The 13,666-nt window shown below is 62.4% G+C and carries 12 protein-coding genes; 1 reads left to right on the top strand and 11 read right to left on the bottom strand.

The genetic code is table 11. The annotated features are described in order from the left end of the window. Window positions 1–5: 5 nt before the first annotated feature. Window positions 6–2,759 (bottom strand): preprotein translocase subunit SecA, encoded by a 2,754-nt coding sequence (secA, locus tag HPTL_RS04045; protein WP_119334825.1) that lies wholly within the window; start codon window positions 2,757–2,759, stop codon window positions 6–8. Between the two features lie 42 nt (window positions 2,760–2,801). Between secA and HPTL_RS04040 the strand changes: the two genes are divergently transcribed. Further along, window positions 2,802–3,311 (top strand): DciA family protein, encoded by a 510-nt coding sequence (locus tag HPTL_RS04040; RefSeq protein WP_119334824.1) that lies wholly within the window; start codon window positions 2,802–2,804, stop codon window positions 3,309–3,311. Here the strand turns inward: HPTL_RS04040 and HPTL_RS04035 are convergent. The 10 genes from HPTL_RS04035 to murD are packed head-to-tail and all read right to left on the bottom strand — an operon-like array spanning window position 3,273 to window position 13,665. Continuing rightward, on the bottom strand, window positions 3,273–3,455 hold the full coding sequence (locus HPTL_RS04035) for a hypothetical protein (protein ID WP_145981787.1): 183 nt from the start codon (window positions 3,453–3,455) through the stop codon (window positions 3,273–3,275). The genes HPTL_RS04040 and HPTL_RS04035 overlap by 39 nt on opposite strands. Before the next feature lie 2 nt (window positions 3,456–3,457). Further along, window positions 3,458–4,405: a UDP-3-O-acyl-N-acetylglucosamine deacetylase gene (gene lpxC, locus HPTL_RS04030; RefSeq protein WP_119334822.1), complete on the bottom strand. Its 948-nt coding sequence runs from the start codon at window positions 4,403–4,405 to the stop codon at window positions 3,458–3,460. Between the two features lie 13 nt (window positions 4,406–4,418). Beyond that, on the bottom strand, window positions 4,419–5,624 hold the full coding sequence (gene ftsZ / locus HPTL_RS04025; RefSeq protein WP_197713773.1) for a cell division protein FtsZ: 1,206 nt from the start codon (window positions 5,622–5,624) through the stop codon (window positions 4,419–4,421). A 46-nt stretch (window positions 5,625–5,670) separates the two neighbouring features. Beyond that, on the bottom strand, window positions 5,671–6,888 hold the full coding sequence (ftsA, locus tag HPTL_RS04020) for a cell division protein FtsA (protein ID WP_119334821.1): 1,218 nt from the start codon (window positions 6,886–6,888) through the stop codon (window positions 5,671–5,673). Beyond that, window positions 6,885–7,664 carry a cell division protein FtsQ/DivIB gene (locus HPTL_RS04015; protein WP_119334820.1) on the bottom strand — a complete coding sequence of 260 codons (780 nt, stop codon included), beginning with the start codon at window positions 7,662–7,664 and terminating at the stop codon, window positions 6,885–6,887. The genes ftsA and HPTL_RS04015 overlap by 4 nt, the downstream gene beginning before the upstream one ends. After that, window positions 7,649–8,596 carry a D-alanine--D-alanine ligase gene (locus tag HPTL_RS04010; protein ID WP_119334819.1) on the bottom strand — a complete coding sequence of 316 codons (948 nt, stop codon included), beginning with the start codon at window positions 8,594–8,596 and terminating at the stop codon, window positions 7,649–7,651. Before HPTL_RS04010 ends, HPTL_RS04015 begins: the two co-directional genes overlap by 16 nt. Further along, window positions 8,596–10,008, bottom strand: coding sequence for a UDP-N-acetylmuramate--L-alanine ligase (murC, locus tag HPTL_RS04005; protein WP_119334818.1), 1,413 nt, complete (start codon window positions 10,006–10,008; stop codon window positions 8,596–8,598). Before murC ends, HPTL_RS04010 begins: the two co-directional genes overlap by 1 nt. After that, window positions 10,005–11,078: an undecaprenyldiphospho-muramoylpentapeptide beta-N-acetylglucosaminyltransferase gene (gene murG, locus HPTL_RS04000; RefSeq protein ID WP_119334817.1), complete on the bottom strand. Its 1,074-nt coding sequence runs from the start codon at window positions 11,076–11,078 to the stop codon at window positions 10,005–10,007. Before murG ends, murC begins: the two co-directional genes overlap by 4 nt. After that, window positions 11,057–12,280, bottom strand: a complete 1,224-nt coding sequence (ftsW, locus tag HPTL_RS03995; RefSeq protein WP_119334816.1) for a putative lipid II flippase FtsW — start codon at window positions 12,278–12,280, stop codon at window positions 11,057–11,059. Before ftsW ends, murG begins: the two co-directional genes overlap by 22 nt. After that, the gene (gene murD, locus HPTL_RS03990; protein ID WP_145981786.1) at window positions 12,280–13,665 is read right to left on the bottom strand and encodes a UDP-N-acetylmuramoyl-L-alanine--D-glutamate ligase; all 1,386 of its coding nucleotides are present in this window, start codon (window positions 13,663–13,665) and stop codon (window positions 12,280–12,282) included. Before murD ends, ftsW begins: the two co-directional genes overlap by 1 nt. Window position 13,666 lies beyond the last annotated feature (1 nt).

The raw sequence follows: 13,666 nt of genomic DNA, 5'->3' as shown, positions 1-13,666 counted from the left end.
GCGGTTCACACCAAACGGCCGTGACAGTGTTTGTATTTCTTCCCCGATCCGCACGGGCACGGGTCGTTCCGCCCCACCTTGGGAAGCGCATGGCGGAACGGTTCGCCCTTGGTTTCCGCTTGGCCAGCGCGTTGCCCGTCGCTTTCCGATTCTGCTGCGGTCGCAACACCCGCGTCGGGATGTTCGAAATGGAGCGCTTTGAGTTCCGGTTCCTGTTGGGCCACCGCCTCGACCGCTTCCGGCGCTTGAATCCGAACCGTCATCAGGATTTGTGTGACGTCGCGGCGAATCGCCTCAAGCATCGTTTCGAAAAGCTCGAACGCCTCCCGCTTGTACTCCTGTTTCGGGTTCTTCTGCGCGTATCCGCGCAGGTGGATGCCTTGGCGCAGATGGTCGAGCGCTGCAAGATGTTCGCGCCAGTGCTGGTCGATGCTTTGCAGGAGCAGCGAACGTTCGAACTGCGCCCACGCTTCAGGCTCGACGAGTGCTTTCTTTTCGGCGTAGGCGTGATCTGCGGCTTCCAGGATCCGCGCCAGCATCGCTTCGTCACTCAGTTCCGGTTCCGCTTCGAGCCACGCTTTGACCGGGAGCGGCAATGCGAATTCGCTGGCAAGCGTCTGCTCGAGTCCGGTAAGATCCCACTGCTCGACGATACTGTCGTGCGGTACGAAGGTACGGAACGTGTCGCGCAAAACCCCCGCGCGCATCTCGTCGATCATCTCCGCGACGCTCGCGGCGTCGACCACTTCGTTACGCAGCGCATAGAGCACCTTGCGCTGTTCGTTCGCGACGTCGTCGTACTCCAACAGTTGCTTGCGGATATCGAAGTTGTGCTGCTCGACCCGCCGCTGCGCGGTCTCCAATGCCCGCGTCACCATCGGATGTTCGATCGCCTCCCCCTCGGGCATTTTGAGCCGCACCATCAACGCATTGAGTCGGTCGCCCGCAAAGATCTTGAGGAGCGGGTCTTCGAGCGAGAGGTAGAAACGCGACGAGCCGGGGTCGCCCTGACGACCGGCGCGACCGCGCAATTGGTTGTCGATACGGCGCGACTCGTGCCGCTCGGTCCCGATGATGCGTAGCCCCCCGGCTTCGATCACCCAGCGATGGTTCTCTTCCCACTCCTTCTCGAGCGCTTCGATCTTCGCTGCTTTTTCGCTTTCGGAAAGGTTGGGGTCGTTGCGGATCGCTTCGACCTGAGGTTTGATATTCCCGCCCAAGATGATGTCGGTACCCCGACCTGCCATGTTGGTCGCGATCGTCACCATCCCCGGGCGCCCCGCCTGAGCGATGATCTCCGCTTCTCGCGCATGCTGCTTCGCGTTGAGCACCTGATGTGGGATCCCCCTTTTTTTGAGGAGCCCAGAGAGGAATTCGTTCACTTCGATCGAGGTCGTCCCGACCAGCACCGGCTGACCGCGTTTGCGGCACTCTTCGATGTCTTCGATCACCGCTTGCCACTTCTCTTTTGCGGTGCGGTAGATCCGGTCGTTTTCGTCCTTGCGGATCATCGGCCGGTTGGTTGGGATGATCACCGTTTCAAGGCCGTAGATTTGCTGGAACTCGTAGGCTTCGGTGTCGGCGGTCCCCGTCATTCCCGCCAATTTTTCGTACATCCGGAAGTAGTTTTGGAAGGTGATCGACGCGAGCGTCTGATTCTCGGCGCGAATCGGGACCCCTTCCTTGGCTTCGACCGCCTGATGCAACCCTTCCGACCAGCGGCGACCGGGCATCAAACGACCGGTGAATTCATCGACGATGATGATCTCACCATCCTGAACGACGTAGTGTTGGTCACGATGAAAGAGCGCATGTGCGCGCAGCGCGGCAAAGACGTGGTGCATCAGGGTGATGTTGCGCGGATCGTAAAGACTCGTCCCTTCCGACAACAGCCCCTGTTCGGTGAGGATGCGCTCGACCTTTTCATACCCTTGTTCGGTGAGGAGCACCTGGCGTGCTTTGAGGTCGACGGTGTAGTCACCCGGCGTTACGATCTCATCCCCTTCCATTTTCTGCTCCGAGAGCAGCGGGATGATGGCGTTCACTTTGACGTAGAGTTCGGTATTGTCGTCGGCCTGTCCCGAAATGATGAGCGGGGTTCGCGCTTCGTCGATCAAGATCGAATCGACTTCGTCGACGATCGCGTAATGGAGCCCCCGCTGCACTCGATCCTCGGGGCGATAGACCATGTTGTCGCGCAAGAAATCGAACCCGAATTCGTTGTTGGTCCCGTAGGTGATGTCGCACGCATAGGCCGCCTGCTTCGCCGCGTGGTCGATCCCTGGCAGATTGACACCCACGGTCAGCCCCAGGAAACGGTGCAATTGCCCCATCCATTCGGCGTCCCGTTTGGCCAAGTAGTCGTTCACCGTAACGACGTGCACCCCTTTGCCGGTAAGCGCATTGAGATAGGCGGGAAGGGTCGCGACCAAAGTCTTCCCCTCACCGGTGCGCATTTCGGCGATTTTCCCTTGGTGCAGCGCAATGCCGCCGATCAACTGGACGTCGAAATGGCGCATCCCCAGCACGCGCTTGCCCGCTTCACGGACCACTGCAAACGCTTCAGGCAGCAGCGTGTCGAGCGATTCGCCGTTGGCGAAGCGCTGTTTGAATTCCGTGGTTTTGTTTTGCAATTCGGTATCGGAGAGACGGGCGGTTGCTTCTTCGAGGGCGTTGATCCGCGCGACGATTCCGCGGTACTGTTTGATCAACCGGTCGTTGCGGCTGCCAAAGATCTTTTTCAAAAGCTTCGCGATCATGCTACATTCCAAGGCGATTACGCGTCAAAGGTGAAGTGTATCATGTCCTTTCAGCGTCTTCCGGAGGCGTTCGCGGGCGAATCGCGTCTGCGCGAATTGCAGCGTCAAGGGTTATGGTTGTGGCAAGTGCAGCAGGCGCTGAGCGAAATCCTGCCGCCCGAGTGGTGCGCGCAATTGAGCGTCGGCCGCTTCGAGGGGGGACAATTGACGGTGATGAGTCCGTCCGCACTCGTCGTCGCGAAATTGAAACAGATGACCCCAACGCTCATCGCGGAACTGGGTCGCCGCGGCTTTGCCGTCACGGCGATCCGCTGGCGGGTGCGGCCAGAGCTCGTGCAGACGCTCGCGCAACGCCCGCAAGCGCCGGCACATGCGCCACGCGGGTTGAGCCAAGCTGCGATCGCGGCGCTCACCGAGCTGCGCGCGCAACTTCCCGCAGACGACCCCTTGGCACAATCGCTCACCGCGTGGCTTCGCCGCGCGACCGAAAACGCGCCCGCTGCGAGCCCCCAGTCACAGCGCGACGAGCCGCTCGAGCAGAAAAAGCAGTAAGTAGAGAAGCAGGATCGCGCCGCCTACGCTCGCGCCGCGCAGCGCCCAGCGCACCCACCGCCGCTCACCGGTCACGAAATAGGCAGCAAGCGCCACGAGCACAGCCAAAACGGTGAGGACGAGGACGATACGAAACGCAATCACCGTCAAGAAACCGGAACGGCGTCAGGTATCGGCAGGAGGGAGGGGCGGCGATGGGGCCAGCCAACGCGATGACCCGCGGAGCTGGAATCGGTAAAGGTCACCCACTCCCACGCAGTTTGGTCGGCCAGAAGCGCGCGCAAAAGCCGGTTGTTGAGCGCATGCCCCGATTTGTACGCGCGGTAATGGGCAAGCAGCGGGTGCCCCAGCACGTAGAGATCCCCAATCGCGTCGAGGATCTTGTGGCGGACGAACTCATCGGGACTCCGTAGGCCGCCGGGATTGAGCACCCGAAATTCGTCGAGCACCACGGCGTTCTCCAGGCTGCCACCGCGCGCAAGCCCCATCTGGCGCAACTGCTCGACCTCATGGACGAAACCGAACGTACGGGCACGCGCCACCGCGCGCAAGTAGCTCTCTTCGGCAAAATCGACGACCGCTTCCGTCTTCGACGCGGCGATCGCTGGATGGTCGAATTCGATCTGAAACGAAAGCCGGAACCCGTCGAACGGCTCCAACCGCGCCCATTTGTCGCCATCCTCGACCACAACCGGACGCTTCACGCGGACAAAACGGCGTGGTACCGATTGTGCGACCGTCCCTGCCTCCAGAAGCAACAAGACGAACGGCGCCGCGCTGCCATCCATGATCGGCACTTCGGGGCCATCGAGTTTGATCGTAACATTGTCGACACCCACCCCTGCAAGCGCAGAGAGGAGGTGCTCGATCGTTCCCACCCCGACATCCCCGCGACGAATTCCGGTGCAGAGACGGGTCTCCGCCACCGCGTCGGCGGAAATGGGGATCTCCACCGCGGGGGAATGGTCGATCCGTACGAATCGAATTCCGGCATCTGGGGGAGCCGGGAGCAGACGCAACGCGACCTTGGCTCCACTGTGCAATCCCACGCCAACGGTCTGGACGGGACGAGCGAGCGTTCGTTGCGGGATCACGGACGCGCCCCGTTCAGTCGTTTTGTTTGCGCAGGAACGCAGGGATGTCGAGTTTGTCCATGCCCTTGCTCGCCAACTGCTCGGCGAACGAGCGGACCGGTTTGCGCCCGGTGGCACGTGACGAGCGGATCACTTTGCTCGCTTCCGCTGCCGCTGCGCTCGCGGAACGACCATTCGGCGCTACGGCATGCGTAGCCGCAGCACCATAGGTACCCGTCGCACGGGCCTCTTCCCAAAGGTCGGACGTAGTCTGACGACGCCCCGCCCCCAGTCCTGTCGCGACGACAGTGACCCGAATTCGGTCTTCCATCGCGTCGTCGAAAACGGTGCCGTATTTGACGAACGCCTCCGGCGCGGCATAACCCTGAATCGCCCGCACGGCGTCACGCACTTCGCTCATCTTGAGCGAGCTGCGGCTTGCGGTGATGTTGATCAAGACACACCGAGCGCCAGAGAGTTCGGTCCCCTCAAGGAGCGGGCTCACCGCTGCCTGTTCGGCGGCGACGCGGGCCCGATCGACTCCGCTTGCCTCTGCCGAACCCATCATCGCCCGTCCCATCTCCGCCATCGCGGTGCGCACGTCTTGGAAGTCGACGTTCACCATACCGGGAACATTGATGATTTCGGCGATCCCGGCAACTGCGTTTTTGAGGACATCGTCGGCGGCTTTGAAGCACGCTTCGAACGGGGCATCGTCGCCGAACACTTCCAGCAGCCGATCGTTCAAGACCACAATCAACGAATCGACGTGGCGCGTGAGCTCTTCGATCCCGCTTTCAGCAACGCGGTCGCGATTTTCGAATTCGAACGGTTTGGTGACCACCGCAACGGTGAGGATCCCCATCTCTTTCGCGATCTCAGCGATCACAGGCGCCGCACCGGTTCCTGTTCCCCCACCCATCCCGGCGGTGATGAAAATCATGTGCGCACCGTCGAGCGCTTCGGCGATTTGGTCTCGACTTTCGAACGCCGCTTCCCGCCCCGCTTCCGGTTTCGACCCGGCACCGAGACCACTGCGTCCCAATTGGACTTTGGTTGGCGCGAGCGCACGGGAGAGCGCTTGCGCGTCGGTGTTGATCGCGACGAACTCGACGCCAGCTACCCCCTCACGGATCATGTGATCGACCGCGTTACACCCGGCCCCGCCGACGCCCAAAACACGAATGACTGTTTTCGCCTCTGCCGATTCGACCACCTCTTCCAATGCGTGCAGTGCCATGACCCTTCTCCCTGACTTTGTTCGATTCTAACCGATTTATCGCCAATCAACGATTTTCTGTGCCAAAAAACCAACGCAGCAACTGCGCGAACCACCCGGACCGCCGTTTGGTCCAAACCGCAGCATCCCCCCATTGTGCGTGCAGCAGACCACTGACCGCAGCATACGCAGGATCCTCCCACTTTTCGGCTTCATTGCTCAAATAGGGAATTCCCACTCGCGCCGGTGCTCCGAAAACGGCTTCCGCCAGATCCGAAATGCCGCTCAATTTCGCGCTTCCCCCGGTCAGGACTACGCCGGCGCTGATCTGCTCTTCGAGCCCCTGCTCGCGCAGCGTTTCCAACGCCATTTCGAAAATCTCCTCGACGCGCGGGTGGATCACGTCGACGAGCCGCTGCCGCGCCAAACGCCGCGGGGGGCGGTCGCCAATCGCCGGGGCATCGACGAACTCATCCATCGCCACCCAGTCGTAGGATGCCGCGCCGTACGCACATTTGAGCCGTTCCGCGTCGGCAGCGGGGGTGCGCAGCGCCATCGCGATGTCATGGGTGATGCGATCCCCACCCAGCGGCAACGCGGTGCAATACCGAACCGCTCCTTGCGCATAGACCACCATATCGGTCGTCCCGGCGCCGATATCGAGGAGCAACACGCCCAGCGCTTTTTCGTCTTCGGTAAGCACCGCTTGCGCCGCAGCCAGCCCTTGCACCATCAACGTGGTCAAATTCAACCCCGCGCGACGAATACATTTCACCAAATTGTGCGTTGCGCTCTTCAATCCGGTGACGACATGCACCCGTACCGCCAGTTTTCGTCCGCTCATCCCCACCGGGTTCGCGATTCCGCCCAGATCGTCGAGTACGAACTCCTGCACCAGCGCGTGCAACAATTGGCGATCTTCGGCAAGCGGCAGCTGTTTGGCGGCCTCCAAGACGCGCGCGACATCCTGTTCGGAGACTTCCGCACCGTGCACGGGCACGATCCCTTCGTTGTCCAAGCAAGCGAGGTGTGCGCCGCTGATCGTCGCGCGTACCTCCGAAAAGTTCGTTTCGATTTTCTCTTGCAACGTTTCGGCAACGCGAGCAACCACGGCCAACGTGGCGTCGATATTGACGACCATGCCGTGCCGCAACCCCATCCCTGTGGGCACTTCGACCAGGTGCAAGACGTCGACGCCCCCCTCGGGGCGTCGGCGTGCTACGACCGCTACGGTTTTCGCGGTACCGATATCGAGGGCAAGAAAAGGGGCTGTCCGTTCGCTCATCCGTGTCTATCCTGTTCGGCTGCGGGCGCAGGGGGTAACGAGACCGCGAAAGCCTGATCGTGGCGCAAGTCGACGCGGGTTGGCATCGCCCCCAAACGGCTGACCAACTGCGGCCAACGCTGGCTCAGCCACGCCACCCGCTGTTTCGCTGCTGCAGGTGAGGCGACGGTTCCCAGGAACCATTCGACGGGTTCGACGAAGGTCACCGTGATCGCACCCAATGGGGACAGCGTGATTCCGCTGAGGTGTAACGTATCGGGCAAGACTGGTGCAACCACTCGAAGGTTGCGAAACGCGTCGACCAATTGCGCCTCGTGTGCGGCAAGCCAAATCTCTTCGCCATTTTCGGGGGAAAGCCGATCTTGGAATGGGCGCCCTTGCGCGTCGATCCAGCGCCATGTGCCGTCATCCAAATTGCGCCAGCGCAATACCGGTTTGCGCAACGCCAACTCGATCACCAGTCGGTCCGGCCAAACGCGCTCCACCCGAACCCGATCGACGACGGGAAACGCCTTCAATTGCCGCTCGATGCGGATCAGATCGACTTCCCAGAGCGCCTGCCCGCGCACCTGCTGCGTCACCGTCTCGACCACCTGTTCCGGATCGATCTGGGCAACCGACCCTTCGGCCACCATCAGCGCAACCTCTCGAACCGGCACGAAGAGCCGCTCCCGCACCAGAGCCAACAAGCCAAGCCCCCAGACGAGCAACGCCCCTGCGAACGCAACTTTCGCGCCCAACCGCCACCGTTGCACGCCACTCAACCGTGCGCGCACGAAAAGCCCCCTTTGAGCCGCGCCGTTTCGAGAATGCGCACACAGAGTTGGTCGAAATCCAGACACACGGCACGCGCCGCCATCGGGACCAACGAATGGTCGGTCATACCGGGCGCCGTATTCATTTCGAGCAATTTCGCCTCGCTCCCGTCCCAGAGAAGATCGACACGGCCCCATCCTTCACAACCCAATGCGTCGCGCGCCTGCACAACGAGCGTTTCCAATCCCCGCAAGATCGACTCCGGAAGGGGTGCCGGGCAATGGTAGCGCGTATCGCTACTCTCATATTTGTGGTGAAAATCGTAATTGCCTTCGGGCGCTTCGATCTCGATCACAGGCAAGACCTCATCGCCGAGGAACGCCACGGTCAATTCCCGACCCCGCACCTGCTGCTCGACGAGCACGTCGTCGTCGTACGCCAACGCCGCTTCGATGCGCGTAACCAGTGCGTCCCGATTCGCAGCAGCCCCCGCCCCAACGCTCGAACCCTCATGGACCGGCTTGACGAACCACGGTGCCGGAACCGCTTCCCGCACCGTGTCGAGCACGGCGTCGGCATCTCGCTGCCACGCATCCCGTGTCACGCGAATCCCAGGAATCACCGGCAATCCCACCGCCTGCCAAACGAGCTTGGTCCGCCATTTGTCCATGGCCAGCGCGCTTGCTAACACACCACTTCCCGTATAGGGAATGCGCAACCACTCGAGTATCGCTTGCGCGGTCCCATCTTCGCCCCCCCGTCCGTGCAGGACGACGAACGCCTTGGTAACCCCTTCCTGCGTCAACTCCGGCCAGTCGCGCAGTTTGGGATCGAACGGGACCACGTCAAACCCCGCTCGGGTAAGCGCCGCACACACGGCATTTCCGGAGCGGAGCGAAATCGTCCGTTCCGCGGACGCCCCGCCCATCAAAACGGCTATCCGTTCGCGCATCATGCCTGCTCCGCGTAAGGTGCCAGCAAGCGGGGCAACGTCCCGATCGACCCCGCCCCCATACTGAGCACGAGATCGTGGTCTTGGACCACCGCGGCAAGCGCCTCAGGAATCCCGTCGATCGCATCGACGAAAACCGGTTCGACCCGTCCGCGCAACCGAACGGCACGAGCGAGCGCTCGGCCGTCGGCTGCCGGGATCGGCTCTTCGCCCGCCGGATAGACTTCGGTCAAGACCAAACCATCTACCTCGGAAAGCACCTGGGCGAAGTCGTCGAAACAGTCGCGCGTGCGGGTATAGCGATGGGGTTGAAAGACAAGGATCAGACGCCGGTTTGGATAGGCCAAACGAGCAGCCTCGATCGTTGCGGCGAGCTCCCGCGGATGGTGGCCGTAGTCGTCGACCAGTTCGAACCGCACACGCGCACCAGTTGGATTCGTCAGCACGAACCACCCATGGCGTTCGAACCGGCGGGCAACTCCCTGAAACGTCGCAAGCCCCCGCGCGATGGTTTCGTCATCGACCCCCAATTCACTCGCCACCGCAGCCGCCGCGAGCGCGTTGCGCACGTTGTGCGTTCCCAGAAGCGACATCGTCACTGCGGTGCGCCGCGCCTGACCGTTGCGGCGCACCAGCGTGAAATGGGTTTTGCCGTCACGCACCACCACGTCTTCTGCCTGGACCATCGCCTCCGGATGGAACCCATACGAGAGTACCACGCGGCTACACCGCTGGGCAATTTCGCGCACCGGCGCTTCGTCCCAACACAGGACCGCGACCCCCCAAAACGGCAGGCGGTGGAGAAACTCCAGAAAGTGCGCCTTCAACCGCTCGAAATCGTGGCCGTAGGTGGCCATATGATCGGCGTCGATGTTGGTCACCACCGCGATCACGGGGGAAAGGTGCAAGAAAGAGGCGTCCGATTCGTCCGCTTCCGCGACGAGATAAGCACCTGAACCCAATTTGGCGTTACTGCCCGCAGCCAACAGCCGCCCACCGATCACGAAAGTAGGATCGAGTCCGGCTTCGGCCAACAAGGTAGCGACGAGCGAGGTCGTGGTCGTCTTGCCGTGCGTGCCGGCAATCGCAATACCTTGGCGAAAGCGCATCAGCTCGGCCAACATTTCGGCACGCGGCACGACCGGAATCCGCCGCTTTCGCGCCTCGACCCACTCGGGGTTGTCGGGCGTGATTGCGGAAGAGACGACCACCGCGTCGGCATCCTGAAGGTGCGCTGCGTCGTGTCCGAGGAACACGGTCACCCCCATTTGGCGCAACCGTTCGACCGTTGGACTGAGCGTCAGATCGGAGCCGCTCACCGCAAACCCCATCTGGACCAAAACCTCCGCGATGCCGCTCATGCCAACACCGCCGATGCCTACGAAATGAACTTTTCGTACCCGATGTTTCATCGGTCGGTTATCTCCTCGATCACTTGAGCGATACGCACTTGGGCGTCACGGATACCCAACGCGTAGGCTCGCTGCGCGATGCGGGCCGCGTCGGCTCGCGAAGCGTGACGCAACCAATCGGCCAACCGCTCCGGCGTCAAATCGGCCTCGCGCGTTACCAGCGCCGCATCCTGCGCCACCAGCCATTGGGCGTTCGCGTATTGATGATCATCGACGGCGTACGGATAGGGAACAAAATGGGCCGCAACCCCAACCGCCGCCACTTCAGAGACCGTCATCGCACCCGCACGACACACAACCCAGTCGCTTCCCGCCAACGCCGCCCCCATCTCGACGATGAACGGTTCGCACTGTGCGGTCACACCCGCATCGCGGTAGGCAGCCAGCGTTGCCTCGTAATCGCGTTCCCCCGTTTGGTGGCGCACCAACGGGCGTTCCGAGGGCGCCAGCAACCGAAGCGCAACCGGAACCAGTCGGTTGAGCCGCTGCGCCCCCAGGCTACCGCCCAACACCAAAAGGCGCAACGGCCCTTCCCGGTCACGATAGCGCAGCGATGGCTCCGGTTGCGCGACGATCGCATCGCGGACCGGGTTTCCCACCACTTCTGCGCGGCGCAACCCATTGGAAAACGCGGTCAACACGCGGCTGGCAAGTGGCGCGAGCACCCGGTTGGCCAGCCCCGCGCGCGCGTTCTGCTCATGGATCACCAGTGGCAACCGCAACCGTTTGGCCGCGAGCGCAGCGGGAACCGAGACGTATCCTCCGAACGTTGCGACCGCAGAAACCCGATGGGCGCGCAACCCCCGAACTGCCCGCCCCGTTGCTTTACCAAGCGCCACGGGCAACGACAACCAACGGCGCCACCCTTTACCCCGCACCTGACCGAACGCCACGTCATAAAACGCAATCCCGTTTTCCGCCGCAATTTTCGCTTCCAGCCCAGCCGAATTCCCCAGCCAAACCACGGTCCAGCCGCGGCGTTCGAGCGCGTGCGCGACCGCAAGTGCCGGAAAGATGTGTCCGCCTGTCCCGCCGGCGGCAAGCGCAGCTACACGGGGTTCCGACGACATAACGATCGCAACTCCCATTCTGCCCGCATCACGAACGCCACCGCGAGCAGGTTCATCACCAGTGCCGAACCGCCGTAACTCATGAACGGCAGCGCGAGCCCTTTCGTCGGCAACAATCCGACATTGACCCCCATGTTGATCGCTGCCTGCACACCAACGCCGAGCGCCACGCCGATCACGGCCAAACCGGCGAAATAGGCCTCCACCTGCACCAGCCGTCGCCCCACGTCCACCATACGCCAAACCAAGACCGCAAACAGGAGCACCACGGTCACAACCCCCAACCAGCCCAACTCCTCACCGATCACGGCCAGAATGAAATCGGTGTGCGCTTCGGGCAAATAGAAGAGTTTTTCGATGCTGCCGCCCAAGCCAACCCCCAACCATTCCCCACGACCGAAGGCGATCAGGGCATGGGTCAATTGATACCCTTTCCCCAACGGGTCCGACCACGGATCAAGAAACGCCACGAATCGCTGCATCCGGTAGGGGGAGACGACGACCAACGCGGCAAACAACAAAAGCGCCGCGGCTATGAGTAACCCGACGATTCGCCAACTGAGCCCGCCCATGAAAAGGATGCCAAACGCCACTGCGCTCACCACCACGAGCGAGCCGAAATCGGGTTGCCAAAGCAGCAACGAACCGACCGCCGCGACCATGAGCAAAAACGGGAAAAACCCGGCAAAGAAGCGCTCCATCGCATGGAAATGGTGCACGGTGTAGTTGGCGGCAAAAAGCGCGATCGTGAATTTGACGATCTCTGCAGGTTGGAGATTGAGCGGCCCCAGCGCAATCCATCGCTGCGCCCCATTGACCGTTTTCCCGATCCCAGGGATCAGCACCAGGACAAGCAAGACGAGCGACGCCGCAAAAAGCCAGCGACTATTCCTTTCCCACCAGCGCAACGGCAAGCGATAGGTCCACCACGCCACGCCCAAACCGATCGCAACGAAGACTAGCTGCCGAATCAAGAAGAAATAGGGGGTCCCGTACTGTTCCGCAGCCACCGCGATGCTTGCCGAATAGACCATCACCAGGCCCCAACTGACAAGCAAAAGCGTTGGCCAGAGCAGCAACGGGTCAGGTGCGCCAGGCCGGTCGAAGTAGGGGCGCAACTGCGCCGGGAGCCAAACGTGAGTGGGCAGCTTCGTTTCCACCGCTTGGCGTTCTCGAGGCCACAACGCGGTCCAGACCTTCATCACGGTATCTGCTCCGTGGTCAAATGGCGCTCGACGGCAGCAACGAAACACGCAGCGCGTGCGCGGTAATCCCGAAACTGATCCCAACTGGCACACGCAGGAGACAGCAGCACGATATCGCCGGGCTCTGCGTCGCGGGCGGCCCGTGCCGTCGCCTCCTCAAGACTTTCACAACAATGGACCGCGACACCCGCTGCCGTGAACGCCTCGGCCAACGCAGTGCGATCGCGGCCGTACAGGTACGCACAGCGGACGCGTCCCCGCGCCGCTTCAGCAAGGGGCACGAACGATTGCCCTTTGCCATCGCCACCTGCCAGCAAGCGAATCGGCGCATCCAGCGACGTGATCGCCGCAACCGTCGCGCCTACGTTGGTTCCTTTCGAATCTTCGACGAAACGAACGCCGTCGCTGCGCGTCGCGACCAACACCATGCGGTGGGGTAACCCGCGGAAAGAGGTCACCGCTGCCGCCAACCGATCGTCCCACCCCGTAAGATGAACCACCAGCGCGAGCGCCGCCAACACATTGCGCTGGTTGTGACGCCCCAGAAGCGGCAAACGGTCGGTTGGCACGAGCAGCCGATCCCCCCACGCCAACCAGGAACGCCCCTCAGATTCAACAACGCCCCAGTCTTCGTCAGTTGGCGGCTGGTCGAGACCGAACGTAACGGTTCGCACGCGTTGCGCGGCATCGCCGAGCCATTGCCAGAGCGTTGCGTCGTCGCGCGGTAACACGGCGCACGCCGCCCCTTCGAGAATCCGCGCCTTGGCACGCACATACGCGGCCATCGAGCCGTGCCGATCGAGGTGATCCTCGGTCACATTCAGAATCGTCGCCGCATCCGCAGCAAAGGTGCCAGCTGCCTCGAGCTGAAAGCTTGAGAGCTCGACCACCCATACCTGTGGCCAGGGACGACCCGTTCGCTCCCGCTCCAACGCCTCCGCTAGGAGCGGTTTGCCGATATTGCCGAGCGGCGGCGCGTCCCACCCCAACGCGGTCAACAGATGAGAAACGAGCGCAGTCGTCGTACTTTTTCCGTTGGTGCCGGTGATCGCCAGAATCGGCGCGCGATCGCCACGGGCACGCCGCACTTCGGCAAAGAGCGCGAGTTCCCCGCCAGTCGAGAGACCGCACGCGCGGGCGGCGACCAAGCACGGGAGGTCTGTGGGCAGCCCCGGCGACACCCAGACCCGATCGACCCCATCGAGGAGCGCTGCGTCCATCACACATCCGAAGCGCCACTCGACCCCTGGGCATTCGGCGATGAGCGCTTCCTTCTCTGGGGGCGCTGCGCGGGTATCGGCAGCGCGTACAGAAAGACCGTGCGCCACCAACCAGCGCACCATCGCCGCACCGCTCAACCCAAGGCCCAAGACCAAATCCATC

This window comes from Hydrogenophilus thermoluteolus, from assembly GCF_003574215.1.
GTDB lineage: Bacteria > Pseudomonadota > Gammaproteobacteria > Burkholderiales > Rhodocyclaceae > Hydrogenophilus > Hydrogenophilus thermoluteolus.
Note: the sequence above shows the minus strand (reverse complement) of the source record. Positions and strands in the feature narration are given on the sequence as shown.